This is a genomic window from Janthinobacterium sp. GL_088 (assembly GCF_057837845.1).
The window spans coordinates 5,769,877-5,783,509 of record NZ_CM174453.1 but is presented as its reverse complement, the minus strand read 5'-3'; the positions used below and the strand labels follow the sequence as shown (position 1 = coordinate 5,783,509).

The window sequence follows — 13,633 nt, the reverse complement described above, 5'->3', positions numbered from 1 at the left end:
ATATGGCACAGATGGAAAACAGTCAGCAAGTGGCGCTTTTGCGCGGAATCAATGTGGGCCGCGCCAAGCGCGTGGCCATGGCCGACTTGCGCAAGCTGCTGGGCGACCTGGGTTTTGCGCAGGTGCGCACCGTGCTCAACAGCGGCAATGTCGTGTATGACGGCGGCAAGGTCGCGCCGGCCGACGCCGCTGCCCGCATCGAGGAAGCGCTGGTGCTGAAGCTCGGTGTGGCGGCCAGGGTGACGGTGCTGTCGGCCAGCCAGTTTGCCGAATTGATCGAACAAAACACGCTGGCGCCGGCGGCCGACGCGGCGCGTCTGCTGACCTTGGTGCTGAACAATCCGGCCGACATGCAGCGCCTGGCGCCCTTGCTGCAACGGCCGTGGCAGCCGGAAGTGCTGGCGCTGGGCCAATGGGCCGCGTATGCCTGGTGTCCCGATGGCGTGTTGGCCAGCAAGGTGGTGGCGGCGCTGGGCGTGTTGCTGGGCGATGGCGTCACCTCGCGCAACTGGGCCACCATGCAAAAATTACATACGCTGCTGAACGGGCCGGAGGCGGCCGCTACCTCTTCATTTGCAAAGGAGCACTGATGCCTACCATTACAGGCGAATTCAATGTCACCATCACGCCGGAAACCTTGTCGGATACGGCCGCGCAATCGGGGCTGGGACGCTTGTCGCTCGACAAGCGCTACCACGGCGCCCTCGACGCCAGCGCACAGGGCGAGATGCTCAGCGTGCGCGCCAGCGTGGCCGGCTCGGCAGGCTATGTGGCGCTGGAGCGGGTGGAAGGCAGCCTGGACGGGCGTCATGGCAGTTTTTATTTGCAGCATAGCGGCACGATGACGCGCGGTGCGCCCGCCTTGTCGGTGACGGTGGTGCCCGATACGGGGACGGAACAGTTGCAAGGACTGTCGGGCAGCCTGGCCATCCGCATCGAGGGCGGCAAGCATTATTATGATTTCACGTACGAGATCGCTGAAGCGCCATGAACTGGGATATCGTCAAGGGCGTGCTGATCTTGCTGGTTGCCGTCAGTGCTCTGGGCACGGCCTTCGTGCTCATTTCCGCCTCGGGCACGGACAAGGCGGCCTGCATCGCGCGCGCCCTGAAATCAGGCATTCCTGTGGGTAATATCGAACGGGTGTGCCGCTTGCTGGACAAGTGAGACCTGACGAATGACGTGGCCAAAAAAATTCCGCGCAAGGCGGAATTTTTTTACTGAGGCAGCATCGGCCGCCGAATTGGGGTCAGCTATCGAATTTTTCCTGTTTTTCACCGTGCATGCTAAAGGCCAGCAAGCCCAGTCCCACCAACAACATCGAGACCATGCTCGCTTCCGGCACGGGCGGCGGCACGTTCGCCTGCTGTACCGCAGGGATGGCGGCCGCAGGCGGCGGCAGTGCGCCCTGGCGCGCACCGGCGCTGCGCCAGCGCGGGGTGACATTGAGCGTCGTGCCCTGCGCCAGCAGGCGCGCATACGGCAAGTCCTGTGTATCCCAGCCGGGATTGTTCGCAGTGTTAGTGAAACCGAGACTTTCGTCGCTCACGACATGCGCGCGTGCTGTGGGCGGGGGACTGGCGCTGGCCGCCACATTGCCGGCACATGCCGACAGCGCCAGCATGGCCATGCCTAGCGGCTGAAGTATCTTCATCTTTGACTCCCTGGTTCACCGTGCGGTGCGGCCGAAACCGGCCTGCGCCTGGACGGACAATGCGCCTGTACGGGGGCGTATCACGATTTTTCTGATGAGGCCTTATTACAGCACAAATCGTGTCAATTTTGCTACGTATATTTGCTTTAAATTACGAATATTTATCATTTTGATAGCGCGAAGGCTATCGCTGCCGCACACTTGGCATGAGCACGCTATCGTCGAAAAACACTGTTGTTTTTTTGTGCGAATCGCCAGCAGGAAAACAGTATATTGATTAGTATATTGTTTATCGCATGATGATTAATATGACCGCCTGTGGGAGGGCAAGATGGAGACAGTTGCAACACAACACGCCGAATACAACCTCGACGCCATGCGTGGCTCGGCCTACAAGGCCAGCTCGCTGCTCAAGGCCATGGGCAATGCCGACCGTTTGATGCTGCTGTGCCAGCTATCGCAGGGCGAGCATTGCGTCAGCGACCTGGAACAGAAAGTGGGCATTGGTCAGCCGACCCTGTCGCAGCAGCTGGGCGTACTGCGCGAAGAGATGCTGGTGGCCACGCGGCGCGACGGCAAGCAGATCTATTACCGCGTCGCCAGCGCGCCCGTGCTGGCCGTGCTGCAAGTGCTGTACGCGCAATTTTGCGCCCCGCGCGCCACCTTCAACGACGAAGCGGATTGATACTGCCATGAGCATAGCCTGGCAGCACTTCACGCCATGGGCCTCGCTGGCCGGCGGCATGCTGATCGGCCTGGCCGCTGCCTTGCTGATGCTGTTCAATGGCCGCATCGCCGGCATCAGCGGCATTGTCGCCGGGATGCTGCGCCCGCGCAGTGGCGACCTGGGCTGGCGCATCGCCTTTCTTGCCGGCCTGGTCGGCACGCCCCTGCTGTATCAGCTGTGGCATGCCTTGCCGCCCGTGCAGATCGACGCGGGTACGCCCGCCCTGATCGTCGCGGGCCTGCTGGTGGGTGTGGGCGTGCGCTACGGCGCCGGCTGCACCAGCGGCCACGGCGTATGCGGCCTGTCGCGCCTGTCGCCCCGTTCGCTGGCGGCCACGTGTGCCTTCATGGCGGCCGGTTTCTTCACCGTCTATCTGTTGCGCCACCTATGAGTAAACTACTCCTTTCCCTGTTGAGCGGCCTCGTCTTTGGCTTGGGCCTGATCGTCTCCGGCATGAGCAACCCGGCCAAGGTGCTTGGTTTCCTCGACTTGGCGGGCGCCTGGGACCCGTCGCTGGCGCTGGTGATGTGCGGCGCCATCGGCGTGGCCCTGCCGGCCTTCTGGCTGGCGCGGCGGCGCACCAGGTCGCTGCTGGGTGAACCCATGCAATTGCCGGCATCGCGGCGCATCGACCGGCGCTTGCTGCTGGGCAGCCTGGCCTTTGGCGCGGGCTGGGGCATCGCCGGTTTCTGTCCCGGCCCCGCCCTCGTGTCCCTGCTGGCGGGCCAGCCGAAGGCGTGGCTGTTTGTGAGCGCGATGCTGGCCGGCATGGCCCTGTTTGAAGTGCTGGAGCGCCGCAAGCTGCCCGCGCCGGCCTGAGACGGTACAATCTGGCGCATCGCCACTTTGGATACTGCTTACATGACAACCGTGATTTTCCGCGCCGGCGCGCGCGCCGCCCTGCTGTGCAGCGTGCTGGCGCTGGCCGCCTGCGGCAGCTTGCTGAAGAAAGATGCTCCGCCCGCTCCTGTGCCCGTGGCTGACACCTTGCCCAATCCGCAAGTGTTGCTGCTGGGCGAAGTCCATGACAATGCGCAAGGCCAGCGCCTGCGCGTGGAGGAATTGCGCCGCCGCCTGGCGACCGGCTGGCGTCCCGTAATTGTCATGGAACAGTTCGACCGCGAAAACCAGGCCTTGCTGACGCGCGCCGCGCGCGATTGCGCCGACCCCGATTGCATCATCCGCGTGATGGAACAGCCGCGCTGGGACTGGAGCTTGTACCGCCCCGTGCTGGACCTCGTCATCAGCTACCAGCTGACCCTGGTCGCCGGCAATCTGTCGCCCGCCGATGCCTCGCGCATCGTACGCGACGGCATCCAGTGGTCGATGCCGCCCGCCATGGTGGCCACCTACCTGGCCGCGCCCGTGCCGGCCGATATCCTCGACGGGCAACAGAAGGAAGTCCAGGCGGCCCGTTGCAACATGCTGCCCGACATGATGATCAAAGGCGTCGTCAACGCCCAGGTGGCGCGCGATATCTGGATGGCCAAGCTGATCCGCGACCAGGCGCCGCGCGACGTGGTGCTGATCGCCGGCAATGCGCATGTGCGCAAGGATATCGGCGTGCCCCGCTGGCTGAAACTGGCCGACCCGCAACTGAACCTGCGCAGCATCGGCTACCTGGAGCAGGGTAGCACTGGTTTCAAGGGCACGTTTGACCTGACGCAAACGATGCCGGCGCAACCGCGCCCGGACCCGTGCGCCAAATTCAAGAAATAAGGTTCAAGCAATAAACGCTACTGCTGCACCCGCACCAGGGCGCTGACCCGGCTGGCCGTATCGAGCAGTTTCGGCAGGCTGTGTTCCAGCAGATGCGCCACGGACGGCCCCGCCGTCTGGCCGCTGACGTTGATCGCTGCCACCACCTTGCCGGCCCGGTCGAACACGGGCGCGGCCAGGGCGATCAAGCCCTGTTCCAGTTCTTCCTGCACCAGGCACCAGCCCTGGCGTCGCACTTGTGCAATCTCTTCCATCAAGACGTCGATATCGACCTTGGTCGCCGGCGTGATTTTCAGCAGCGCCATCTTCGATAGCCGTTCACGCAGCACGTCGGGCGCCAGGCCCGACAGTAAAACCCGTCCCATCGAGGTGCAATAGGCGGGTAGCCTGCTGCCAATGCCCAGGTTGATCGACATGGTGCGGTGTGCGGACAGGCGCACCACATACACGATGTCGTCGCCGTCGAGCACGGTGGCTGAGCACGACTGGCGCAAGGTCTGCATCAATTCTTCCAGCAGCGGCTGCGCCTGCGTCCACACGGGCAGGGATGACAGGTAGGCGTAACCGAGGTCGAGCACCTTGGGCGTCAAACGGAACAGCCGCCCGTCCGCTTCCACGTAGCCAAGATGCAACAAGGTGTGCAGGATGCGCCGCGCGCCCGCGCGCGTCAGCTGCGCCCGTTCCGCCACTTCACTCAGGGTCTGTTGCGGCGCATCCGCGCCAAAGCTGCGCAGCACGGCCAGGCCCCGCGCGAACGATTGCACATAGCTGTCGCCAGGGCGCGGTGCGCCATCGGCATCGACGGTGTCTTCGGCGGAGAGGGAGGTGCTGCTGCGTGCGGTCATGGCAATTCCAATTGATCAAGGTGGCAATTATAGCCATGGCGCTGGCGAAAACGGCAAATTGACAAGCGCCCCGATCAGGCATATTCTCACGAATAAGTTCTAAATACGAATATTTGTTCGTTATACGAACAAATGGCTGATGGGTTTGATTTGGAGGAGACAGCAATGATCGACAAACTGCGGTCCAGCGTGCTTGATGCGCTGGCCGATATCCACGATGGCGCCACCGTCATGATTGGCGGCTTCGGCGGCGCGGGCCAGCCGGCCGAGCTGATCGACGGCTTGATCGCCCAGGGCGCGCGCGACCTCGTCATCGTCAACAATAATGCGGGCAATGGCGACACGGGCCTGGCCGCCCTGCTGAAAAACGGGCAGGTGCGCAAGATCATCTGCTCGTTCCCGCGCCAGGCCGATTCCCACGTCTTCGATGCCTTGTACCGCGCGGGCAAGCTGGAGCTGGAACTGGTGCCGCAGGGCAATCTGGCCGAGCGCATCCGCGCCGCCGGCGCCGGCATCGGCGGCTTTTTCACGCCCACGGGCTATGGCACGGACTTGGCCAAGGGCAAGGAAACGCGCGAGATCGATGGCCGCATGTATGTGTTCGAGTCACCGATCCACGCCGATTTCGCGCTGATCAAGGCGGAGCAGGGCGACCGCTGGGGCAACCTGACTTACCGCAAGACGGCGCGCAACTTCGGTCCCATCATGGCCATGGCCGCCAAGGTCAGCATTGCCTCCGTGCATGAAGTTGCCGAGCTGGGCAGCATCGATCCTGAACATGTCATCACGCCGGGCCTGTTCGTGCAGCGCCTCGTGCAAGTGCCGCGCACGGCCACCGGCCCCGCCGGCTTCAAAGCTGCCTGAGGAGTATCAAGTGAATAAATGGAATCGAGATCAAATGGCGGCCCGCGTGGCGGCTGACATCCATGAGGGCAGTGTCGTCAACCTGGGCATCGGCTTGCCGACCCTGGTGGCGAACCACTTGCCGGCTGGCGCCGACATCATCCTGCACAGCGAAAACGGCGTCATCGGCATGGGCCCCGCGCCCGCGCCGGGCGAGGAAGACTATGACCTGATCAATGCAGGCAAGCAGCCCGTCACCCTGCTGCCCGGCGGCAGCTATTTCCACCATGCCGACAGCTTCGCCATGATGCGCGGCGGCCACCTGGACATTTGCGTGCTGGGCGCGTTTCAAGTGTCCGCCACGGGCGACCTGGCCAACTGGCACACGGGCGCGCCGGACGCCATTCCCGCCGTGGGCGGGGCCATGGACCTGGCCATCGGCGCGAAAAAAACCTGGGTCATGATGGAATTGCTGACCAAGACGGGTGAAAGCAAGCTGGTGCAGGCGTGCAGCTACCCGCTCACGGGCATTGCTTGCGTCAGCCGCATCTACAGCGACCTGGCCGTGCTTGACCTGGGCCCCGCCGGCGCCACGGTGGTCGAACTGGTGGACGGCTTGAGTTTTGAACAGTTGCAAGCGTTGACGGCCGTGCCGCTGACGGACGGACGTTAATTCAACACTTTCTTGGAGGAGAGAACATGACTCACGCATACATTTGCGACGCGCAGCGTACGCCGTTTGGCCGCTACGGCGGCGGCCTGTCCGGCGTGCGCGCCGACGACCTGGGCGCCGTGCCCATCCGTGCCTTGATGGCGCGCAATCCCGAGGTGGACTGGACTTTTGTTACCGACGTGCTGTACGGCTGCGCCAACCAGGCGGGCGAGGACAACCGCAACGTGGCGCGCATGGCGGCCCTGCTGGCCGGCTTGCCCGACAGCGTGCCGGGCGCCACCCTGAACCGCCTGTGCGGCTCGGGCCTGGACGCCATCGGCAGCGCCGCCCGTTTCATCAAGAGCGGCGAAGCGGGCTTGCTGATCGCCGGCGGCGTGGAAAGCATGAGCCGCGCGCCATTCGTCATGGGCAAGGCCGACAGCGCCTTTTCGCGCAGCATGAAAATGGAAGACACGACCATCGGCTGGCGTTTCATCAACCCCTTGATGAAGGCCCGGTACGGCGTCGATTCGATGCCGGAAACGGCGGAAAACGTGGCGTCCGACTTTGGCATCAGCCGTGCGGACCAGGACGCGTTCGCGCTGGCCAGCCAGGTCAAGGCCCTGGCGGCGCAGCAGGCAGGCGTCTTCGACAGTGAAATCTGTCCTGTCAGCATCGCGCAAAAGAAGGGCGACCCCGTCGTTGTCAGCCGCGACGAGCATCCGCGCGCCACCACCCTGGAGATCCTGGCCAAATTGAAACCCGTCGTGCGCGCGGACGGCACGATTACCGCCGGCAACGCTTCCGGCGTCAACGATGGTGCGGCGGCGCTGCTGCTGGCCGACGAGGCGAACGCGGCCCGCTTTGGCCTGACGCCGCGCGCGCGTGTCGTGGCCATGGCCACCGCCGGCGTGGCGCCCCGCATCATGGGTATCGGCCCCGCGCCCGCCACCCTGAAAGTGCTGGCCATGACGGGTTTGACCCTGGCCGACTTCGACGTCATCGAACTGAACGAAGCGTTTGCCGCGCAAGGCCTGGCCGTGCTGCGCCAGCTGGGCTTGCCCGACGACGACCCGCGCGTCAACCCGAACGGCGGCGCGATCGCCCTGGGCCACCCGCTGGGCGCCTCGGGCGCGCGCCTGGCCATGACGGCCGTCAACCAGCTGCACCGCACGGGCGGGCGTTATGCGCTGTGCACCATGTGCATCGGCGTGGGGCAGGGCATCGCGCTGGTGCTGGAACGGGTCTGATTCCACGCGCCCGCAGGGAAAAAAAGTTGCCCGTCATACGTATTAACGCGTATGCCGGGCGGCTTTTTGACCCGGATCAAGGGCGTATGATGCAAAACCAGCCTGGGCAATCCGGCTGGCGTTGGCTTTTTCACACGAACAAGAAGACTGATATGACATCCCACGATACTCCGCATGACGTTGCGCAGCTGACTTCCCAGCAGCGCATCAAGGCCATCATTGGCGCTTCCTCCGGTAACCTGGTCGAATGGTTCGACTTCTACATTTACTCGTTCTGCGCGCTGTATTTCTCGCACGCTTTCTTCCCTTCCGGTAACCCGACGACGCAGTTGCTGCAGACGGCCGGCATCTTTGCCGCCGGCTTCCTCATGCGTCCGGTGGGCGGCTGGCTGTTCGGCCGCATCGCCGACAAATACGGCCGCCGCCAGTCGATGATGATTTCCGTGCTGATGATGTGCGGCGGTTCCCTGATGATCGCCGTGCTGCCCACGTATGAAACCATCGGCGCCTTCGCCCCGTTCCTGCTGCTGGTGGCGCGTCTGTTCCAGGGCCTGTCCGTAGGCGGCGAATACGGCACCAGCGCCACCTACATGAGTGAAGTGTCGGAATCGGGCAAGCGCGGTTTCTTTGCCTCGTTCCAGTACGTGACCCTGATCGGCGGCCAGTTGCTGGCCTTGCTGGTGCTGGTGGTCTTGCAGCAACTCTTGACCCTGGAAGAATTGCGTGCCTGGGGCTGGCGTATCCCGTTCGTGTTTGGCGCCCTGGCGGCCCTCGTGTCGCTGAACCTGCGTAAATCCCTGACGGAAACGACCACCGCCAGCGAGCGCAAGGACAAGGACGCGGGCAGCCTGCGCGGCTTGCTCAAGCACAAGCGCGCCTTCATCACGGTACTGGGCTTTACTGCCGGCGGCTCACTCGTGTTCTACACGTTTACCACCTACATGCAGAAATACCTGGTCAATACGGCCGGCATGGATACCAAGACGGCCAGCGCCGTCATGACCTGCGCCTTGCTGGTGTACATGATTTTGCAACCGGTGTTCGGCGCCCTGTCCGACCGCATCGGCCGCCGCACGTCGATGCTGTTCTTTGGCGGCTTGGCCACCCTGTGCGTGTTGCCAATCATGCATGCCTTGAAGGACGTCACCAGCCCGTACGCGGCGTTTGGCCTGATCATCATCGCCCTGGCCGTGATCAGTTTCTACACGTCGATCAGCGGCTTGATCAAGGCCGAAATGTTCCCCGTCGAAGTGCGCGCGCTGGGCGTGGGCCTGTCGTATGCGGTCGCCAACGCCATGTTCGGCGGTTCGGCCGAATACGTGGCGCTGCAGTTCAAGGCCTGGCACGTGGAAGAATATTTCTATTGGTACGTGACCGTCATGTGCCTGATTTCCTTCATCGTCGCCATCCGCATGCCGGACCCGAGCCGCTCGGGACTGTTGAAGTAACGTTGTCGTAAAATGGGGGACACTGCGGTGTCCCTTTTTCATCACCGTCTTTTTATCGTGCCGATCAGGAGTCTTCATGTCGTATGTCATTCCCGCAGCCATCCAGCCCAGCGTTCCCGTCACCGGCAGCGTTGATACGTTCCCTGTCCACCGCATCTATTGCGTGGGCCGCAACTATGTCGACCACGCCAAGGAAATGGGCCACACGGGCCGCGAGGCGCCGTTTTTCTTCATGAAACCAAACGACGCCGTGCTGCCCGTGCCTGCCGGCACGACGGGCGAACTGCCATATCCGGCGCAGACGCAGGATTTCCAGCACGAGATGGAGCTGGTGGTGGCCATCGGCAAGGGCGGCAGCGACATCGGCGCCGAAGAGGCGTTGAGCCACGTGTGGGGCTATGCCGTGGGCCTGGACATGACGCGCCGCGACGTGCAGGCCGCAGCGAAAAAACTGGGCCGTCCGTGGGACACGGGCAAGGCCTTCGAGCATTCGGCGCCCATCGGTCCCATCACCCCGGCCGCGCAGGCGGGGAATATTGGCAGCGCCGCCATTACCCTGCACGTGAACGGTGAGTTGCGCCAGGGCAGCAGCATCGACATGCTGATCTGGAACGTGGCGGAAACTATCGCCGACCTGTCGACCTACTTTACCTTGCAGCCGGGCGATCTGATCTACACGGGCACGCCGGCCGGCGTGGCGGCCGTGCAGCGCGGCGACGAGCTGGTGGGGGCCATCGACGGCCTGGAGACCTTGCGCGTAAAAGTGGTCTAAGCTGTCTGGGAGACTGGCATGATGCACGACACGTATTCTGTAGCACAACCCACGCGCGCCGAGATCGACGCCTTGACGGGGCCGGCCCTGCTGGAATTTGGCACGGGCTGGTGCGGCCATTGCCGCGCCACCCAGGCGCCGCTGGCCGCCGCGTTTGCGCAGCACCCCGCGGTACCACACCTGCGCGTGGAAGACGGCCCCGGCCGCGCCCTGGGGCGCGCGTTCCGGGTGAAGCTGTGGCCGACCTTGATTTTCCTCAAGGATGGCCAGGAAGTGGCGCGCCTCGTGCGCCCGCTCGACAGCGCGGAAATCGGCAAGGCGTTCGCCCTGATCGAGGCCTAGGTGATTTCCATCATTTCTTGCCGCACTGCACCACTGCGCGTATCATAAGCCGCTTACAGCAAGATCAACCGCATCCTTCGTGATGCAGCGCGATGATCGCCGGCCCGCTCCACCCGGAGGGGCCGCAGGCAAGGATTCACCACAAATGACCGATGCCGCGATGCCGACGCGCGGGTCTGGTACGGAATGCCTGGCGATACGCCGGGCCTGATACACGTCGCCCATCCCCTGACGCCTTTCCTGCCGTGCCCCGGGTAACCGGATGGCGCACGACCGTTGTTTCTCTAAATCAGCACTGATCACGGCGCGATAGCGCGCGTTGGTACACCGTTGTCTGCCGTTAACAACGGCGTGTTGCGGCATGGAATTTGTTTGCGAATTTAATAGCAAATTCGCAGCAATTACGCCCGCGCACAGCTATGATATGTGAACCGCGCGCCTAGACACCGTGCTGTGCTGCTGCCTGAAAAAACATCCAGAGAATGGCCTTTAGACACCCTCCCCAAGGAGCGCAGTAAATGAGCACCCCCCCCAAGAAAAATTCCCCCGGCACGGTGCTGTTCGCCAGCCTGATCGGCACCACCATCGAGTTCTTTGACTTTTATATCTACGCCACCGCCGCCGTGCTGGTGTTCCCGAAACTGTTCTTCCCCGCCGGCGACCCGTCGGCCGCCGTGCTGCAGTCGCTGGCCACGTTCGCCATCGCCTTCTTCGCCCGCCCCATCGGTTCGGCCGTGTTCGGCCACTTCGGCGACCGCATCGGCCGCAAGGCGACCCTGGTCGCCGCCTTGCTGACGATGGGTATCTCGACCGTCATCATCGGCTTGCTGCCGACGTATGCCGCCATCGGCACCCTGGCGCCGCTGCTGCTGGCGCTGTGCCGTTTCGGCCAGGGCCTGGGTCTGGGCGGCGAGTGGGGCGGCGCGGTGCTGCTGGCGACGGAAAACGCGCCACCCGGCAAACGCGCCTGGTACGGCATGTTCCCGCAGCTGGGCGCGCCGATCGGCTTCTTCCTGTCGGGCGGCATCTTCCTGCTGCTGAGCGAAACCATGACCGATGAGCAATTCTTCAGCTACGGCTGGCGCATCCCGTTCCTGGCCAGCGCGCTGCTGGTCATCGTCGGCCTGTACGTGCGCCTGAAGATCACGGAAACGCCGGACTTCCAGAAAGTCATCGACAAGAACGAGGTCGTCAAACTGCCCGTCGCCACCGTGTTCCGCCAGCATGGCCGCATGCTGTTCCTGGGCACCATCATCGCCCTGGCCACCTTCGTGCTGTTCTACCTGATGACGGTGTTCGCGCTGAGCTGGGGCACGACCAAGCTGGGCTTCACGCGCAAGGAATTCCTCGTCGTGCAGTTGTTTGCCGTGCTGTTCTTTGCCCTGACGATTCCATTCTCGGCCGTGCTGGCCGACCGCCGCGGCCGCCGCGCCACCCTGATCTGGGTTTCCGTTGCCATCGCCATCTTCGGCCTGGTGCTCGCGCCCATGTTCGGCTCCGGCGTGACGTGGGAAGTGACGGTCTTCATGGCCGTTGGCCTGGGCCTGATGGGCATGACCTACGGACCGTTGGGCACGATGTTGTCCGAACTGTTCCCGCCCGAAGTGCGTTACACGGGCGCCTCGCTGACGTTCAACCTGGCCGGTATTCTGGGCGCCTCGCTGGCGCCGTACATCGCCACCTGGCTGGCTACCAACTACGGCTTGCAATACGTGGGCTACTACCTGTCGCTGGCGGCCGTGCTGACCCTGGGTGCGCTGCTGATGGTGGGCAAGCCACGCGAAGGCAAGGAAGCCTGGCAGTAACTGCTTTCTGCTCGAAGTTCGAAAGCCGCCAGCTGCCCAGCTGGCGGCTTTTTTATTGCGCCGCCACGTGGCCGTAGCAGGCTTTGAGCCCCGTGTAATCATAGAAGACGCTGCCCGGCGCGATGCGGGCACTGTCGCACGATGGCTGGAACGGCGTTTCCTTTTCGTTGTACAGCAGGCGCACGATCAGCTGACCGTCGCCGTTGCGGTACACGTCCCACTGCATGTTGGCCGCCAGCGGCGAGACGGTCTGGCCGCGCCATGGATTAGTCTCATAACTGTAGCTGGCCGAAGCCGGCAGCGGCTGCTGCAAGCCCATGGCCGATGCCAGCGGGATGATCATCTCGGCGTGCGTGAAGCGCAGCTTGGCCGCGTGGCGCAGGTCACCTGCGGCCAGCGCATCGACTTCCTTGAAAAAGTCCTCGCGCAAGGCCAGCGCGAAGCGCCAGGTCACGCCGGCGCTTTCCGTGGTGGCCGGTCCCTTCTGGTAAAAATCCTCGTGGTCGGCGATATAGGCGTAGTAATGCGCATCCTCGGCGGGCATGTAGCGGCTGAAATCGACCGGCACCTCATGGCGCATGCCGGCGGCGATCGCGTACAGCGCATACAGTTGCGTTGCGGCCGCATTCAGGCTGCGGATGACGGTCTTGCCGCTGCCCGTCATGGTGCGCGTGAGTTTGCCGTCGTCGCTGGTGAAGGTGTAGTTGCCCGTGTCGGCATAGCTGGCGCCGCCGCGCTCAAGCTGCTTGAGGAAGGCGGGTGAAAACAGCCGTTCGAGCACATGGCGCGCGTGCATCGCCGCTGCCGGCAGCCGGGCGGGCGCATCCATCAGCGCGTGCAGCTGTTTCGTTCTTTCATAGTACTGGTAAGCCTGGCTGGCGGCATAGGTGGCGTAATAAGGATGGGCCGGATCGGTGACCCGGTCCGTCTGCGGCGACAGCTTGTGCGCGTACAGCAGGAAGCGGTTGACGCCATCCGCTTGTAATATCGGCTGTACCGCGGGCGCGTGTTCGAGCAGCGATTGCGTGAAAAAGCGCGCACTGTCGCGTGCGCGGTCCACGCCGGAATGGATGGTGACGAGCTGGCGCGGCGCCGTCGCGGCATCTTGCCCCACTTGTGCAAACAGGGTGGGCAGGCGCGCCAGCATGCGCGCGGCCAGCTGCCGGTGTTCCTCGATGCCCGTTTGCGACAGGTTGCCGTAGCCGGGCTGCTCGATGCCGGCCACGCCATAACCGAGCAAGGCGTTCGCCCGCATCAGGGCCAGGATGTCGGGACCCAGTGCGCGTCCCAGCGGCGTCAAGCCATCCTGCGCGGCCGCCTGCTGCCACATCGCGTACAGGGCCGCGTCGCCCTTCATGCTCGTCAATCCGCGCGCACCGTGGCGCGCCACCAGCTGCGTGAAAATTGGCTGGAAGCCGGCCGGCGGCGCGGCATAGGTGGCCGGATCCTGCTGCGGCGCGTACGGTGTCTTGGTCTGGTAATGGCCGTCGAAGGCGAGGGCGGAACTGGCGTGCAGGGCCAGGGCCAGCGCAATGCTGGACAGGGTAAGCTGTTGGGACATGTTTTTTTTGCGGAT

General features: G+C 63.9%; 17 protein-coding genes. 14 read left to right on the top strand and 3 right to left on the bottom strand.

From position 1 onward, the window contains the following. Nucleotides 1-2: 2 nt before the first annotated feature. From AC3IQ7_RS25820 to AC3IQ7_RS25810, 3 genes are read left to right on the top strand one after another with little or no spacing between them, the layout of a single operon-like run. Nucleotides 3-590 carry a DUF1697 domain-containing protein gene (locus AC3IQ7_RS25820; RefSeq protein WP_489207694.1) on the top strand — a complete coding sequence of 196 codons (588 nt, stop codon included), beginning with the start codon at nt 3-5 and terminating at the stop codon, nt 588-590. Next, complete coding sequence (locus AC3IQ7_RS25815) at nt 590-991, top strand: DUF3224 domain-containing protein (RefSeq protein WP_099376587.1); 402 nt, start codon at nt 590-592, stop codon at nt 989-991. The genes AC3IQ7_RS25820 and AC3IQ7_RS25815 overlap by 1 nt, the downstream gene beginning before the upstream one ends. Continuing rightward, complete coding sequence (locus AC3IQ7_RS25810; protein WP_099376588.1) at nt 988-1,167, top strand: hypothetical protein; 180 nt, start codon at nt 988-990, stop codon at nt 1,165-1,167. The genes AC3IQ7_RS25815 and AC3IQ7_RS25810 overlap by 4 nt, the downstream gene beginning before the upstream one ends. A gap of 82 nt (nt 1,168-1,249) precedes the next feature. Here AC3IQ7_RS25810 and AC3IQ7_RS25805 read toward each other — a convergent pair whose 3' ends face one another. After that, nucleotides 1,250-1,654, bottom strand: coding sequence for a hypothetical protein (locus tag AC3IQ7_RS25805; RefSeq protein WP_489207693.1), 405 nt, complete (start codon nt 1,652-1,654; stop codon nt 1,250-1,252). A 331-nt stretch (nt 1,655-1,985) separates the two neighbouring features. Here AC3IQ7_RS25805 and AC3IQ7_RS25800 point away from each other — a divergent pair, with 331 nt between their 5' ends. From AC3IQ7_RS25800 to AC3IQ7_RS25785, 4 genes are read left to right on the top strand one after another with little or no spacing between them, the layout of a single operon-like run. Then, nucleotides 1,986-2,339 carry an ArsR/SmtB family transcription factor gene (locus AC3IQ7_RS25800; RefSeq protein WP_099376590.1) on the top strand — a complete coding sequence of 118 codons (354 nt, stop codon included), beginning with the start codon at nt 1,986-1,988 and terminating at the stop codon, nt 2,337-2,339. 7 nt (nt 2,340-2,346) lie between these two features. Then, nucleotides 2,347-2,772 carry a YeeE/YedE family protein gene (locus AC3IQ7_RS25795; RefSeq protein WP_099376591.1) on the top strand — a complete coding sequence of 142 codons (426 nt, stop codon included), beginning with the start codon at nt 2,347-2,349 and terminating at the stop codon, nt 2,770-2,772. Then, a complete protein-coding gene (locus tag AC3IQ7_RS25790) occupies nt 2,769-3,200 on the top strand; it encodes a DUF6691 family protein (protein ID WP_489207692.1) in 432 nt (143 codons plus the stop codon). The genes AC3IQ7_RS25795 and AC3IQ7_RS25790 overlap by 4 nt, the downstream gene beginning before the upstream one ends. A gap of 42 nt (nt 3,201-3,242) precedes the next feature. Continuing rightward, on the top strand, nt 3,243-4,100 hold the full coding sequence (locus AC3IQ7_RS25785) for a ChaN family lipoprotein (protein WP_099376593.1): 858 nt from the start codon (nt 3,243-3,245) through the stop codon (nt 4,098-4,100). A gap of 17 nt (nt 4,101-4,117) precedes the next feature. On the opposite strand, the gene AC3IQ7_RS25780 is transcribed toward AC3IQ7_RS25785, so the two are convergent. Continuing rightward, on the bottom strand, nt 4,118-4,945 hold the full coding sequence (locus AC3IQ7_RS25780; protein WP_322426171.1) for an IclR family transcriptional regulator domain-containing protein: 828 nt from the start codon (nt 4,943-4,945) through the stop codon (nt 4,118-4,120). A 165-nt stretch (nt 4,946-5,110) separates the two neighbouring features. On the opposite strand from AC3IQ7_RS25780, the gene AC3IQ7_RS25775 reads away from it, so the two are divergent. From AC3IQ7_RS25775 to AC3IQ7_RS25745, 7 genes are all read left to right on the top strand, one after another. Further along, entirely contained in the window at nt 5,111-5,809 is a 699-nt protein-coding gene (locus AC3IQ7_RS25775) for a 3-oxoacid CoA-transferase subunit A (RefSeq protein ID WP_077408447.1), read from the top strand. 10 nt (nt 5,810-5,819) lie between these two features. Continuing rightward, entirely contained in the window at nt 5,820-6,461 is a 642-nt protein-coding gene (locus tag AC3IQ7_RS25770; RefSeq protein WP_322426172.1) for a 3-oxoacid CoA-transferase subunit B, read from the top strand. 26 nt (nt 6,462-6,487) lie between these two features. After that, on the top strand, nt 6,488-7,690 hold the full coding sequence (gene pcaF / locus AC3IQ7_RS25765; protein WP_489207691.1) for a 3-oxoadipyl-CoA thiolase: 1,203 nt from the start codon (nt 6,488-6,490) through the stop codon (nt 7,688-7,690). Nucleotides 7,691-7,842: 152 nt separating this feature from the next. Continuing rightward, nucleotides 7,843-9,138, top strand: a complete 1,296-nt coding sequence (locus AC3IQ7_RS25760) for an MFS family transporter (protein ID WP_035828173.1) — start codon at nt 7,843-7,845, stop codon at nt 9,136-9,138. Nucleotides 9,139-9,214: 76 nt separating this feature from the next. Continuing rightward, entirely contained in the window at nt 9,215-9,910 is a 696-nt protein-coding gene (locus AC3IQ7_RS25755; RefSeq protein WP_489207690.1) for a fumarylacetoacetate hydrolase family protein, read from the top strand. Nucleotides 9,911-9,928: 18 nt separating this feature from the next. Then, a complete protein-coding gene (locus tag AC3IQ7_RS25750; RefSeq protein WP_099376598.1) occupies nt 9,929-10,252 on the top strand; it encodes a thioredoxin family protein in 324 nt (107 codons plus the stop codon). A gap of 518 nt (nt 10,253-10,770) precedes the next feature. Continuing rightward, entirely contained in the window at nt 10,771-12,057 is a 1,287-nt protein-coding gene (locus AC3IQ7_RS25745) for an MFS transporter (protein ID WP_099376599.1), read from the top strand. Between the two features lie 52 nt (nt 12,058-12,109). Here the strand turns inward: AC3IQ7_RS25745 and AC3IQ7_RS25740 are convergent, their stop codons facing one another. Beyond that, a complete protein-coding gene (locus AC3IQ7_RS25740; RefSeq protein WP_489207689.1) occupies nt 12,110-13,618 on the bottom strand; it encodes a histidine-type phosphatase in 1,509 nt (502 codons plus the stop codon). Nucleotides 13,619-13,633 lie beyond the last annotated feature (15 nt).

Coding starts and splice junctions, on each gene's coding strand:
- AC3IQ7_RS25760 (WP_035828173.1), top strand. CDS start 7,843: ATGACATCCCACGATACTCCGCATGACGTTGCGCAGCTGACTTCCCAG.
- AC3IQ7_RS25810 (WP_099376588.1), top strand. CDS start 988: ATGAACTGGGATATCGTCAAGGGCGTGCTGATCTTGCTGGTTGCCGTC.
- pcaF (WP_489207691.1), top strand. CDS start 6,488: ATGACTCACGCATACATTTGCGACGCGCAGCGTACGCCGTTTGGCCGC.
- AC3IQ7_RS25745 (WP_099376599.1), top strand. CDS start 10,771: ATGAGCACCCCCCCCAAGAAAAATTCCCCCGGCACGGTGCTGTTCGCC.
- AC3IQ7_RS25815 (WP_099376587.1), top strand. CDS start 590: ATGCCTACCATTACAGGCGAATTCAATGTCACCATCACGCCGGAAACC.
- AC3IQ7_RS25790 (WP_489207692.1), top strand. CDS start 2,769: ATGAGTAAACTACTCCTTTCCCTGTTGAGCGGCCTCGTCTTTGGCTTG.
- AC3IQ7_RS25785 (WP_099376593.1), top strand. CDS start 3,243: ATGACAACCGTGATTTTCCGCGCCGGCGCGCGCGCCGCCCTGCTGTGC.
- AC3IQ7_RS25820 (WP_489207694.1), top strand. CDS start 3: ATGGCACAGATGGAAAACAGTCAGCAAGTGGCGCTTTTGCGCGGAATC.
- AC3IQ7_RS25795 (WP_099376591.1), top strand. CDS start 2,347: ATGAGCATAGCCTGGCAGCACTTCACGCCATGGGCCTCGCTGGCCGGC.
- AC3IQ7_RS25750 (WP_099376598.1), top strand. CDS start 9,929: ATGATGCACGACACGTATTCTGTAGCACAACCCACGCGCGCCGAGATC.
- AC3IQ7_RS25740 (WP_489207689.1), bottom strand. CDS start 13,618: ATGTCCCAACAGCTTACCCTGTCCAGCATTGCGCTGGCCCTGGCCCTG.
- AC3IQ7_RS25755 (WP_489207690.1), top strand. CDS start 9,215: ATGTCGTATGTCATTCCCGCAGCCATCCAGCCCAGCGTTCCCGTCACC.
- AC3IQ7_RS25775 (WP_077408447.1), top strand. CDS start 5,111: ATGATCGACAAACTGCGGTCCAGCGTGCTTGATGCGCTGGCCGATATC.
- AC3IQ7_RS25805 (WP_489207693.1), bottom strand. CDS start 1,654: ATGAAGATACTTCAGCCGCTAGGCATGGCCATGCTGGCGCTGTCGGCA.
- AC3IQ7_RS25780 (WP_322426171.1), bottom strand. CDS start 4,945: ATGACCGCACGCAGCAGCACCTCCCTCTCCGCCGAAGACACCGTCGAT.
- AC3IQ7_RS25800 (WP_099376590.1), top strand. CDS start 1,986: ATGGAGACAGTTGCAACACAACACGCCGAATACAACCTCGACGCCATG.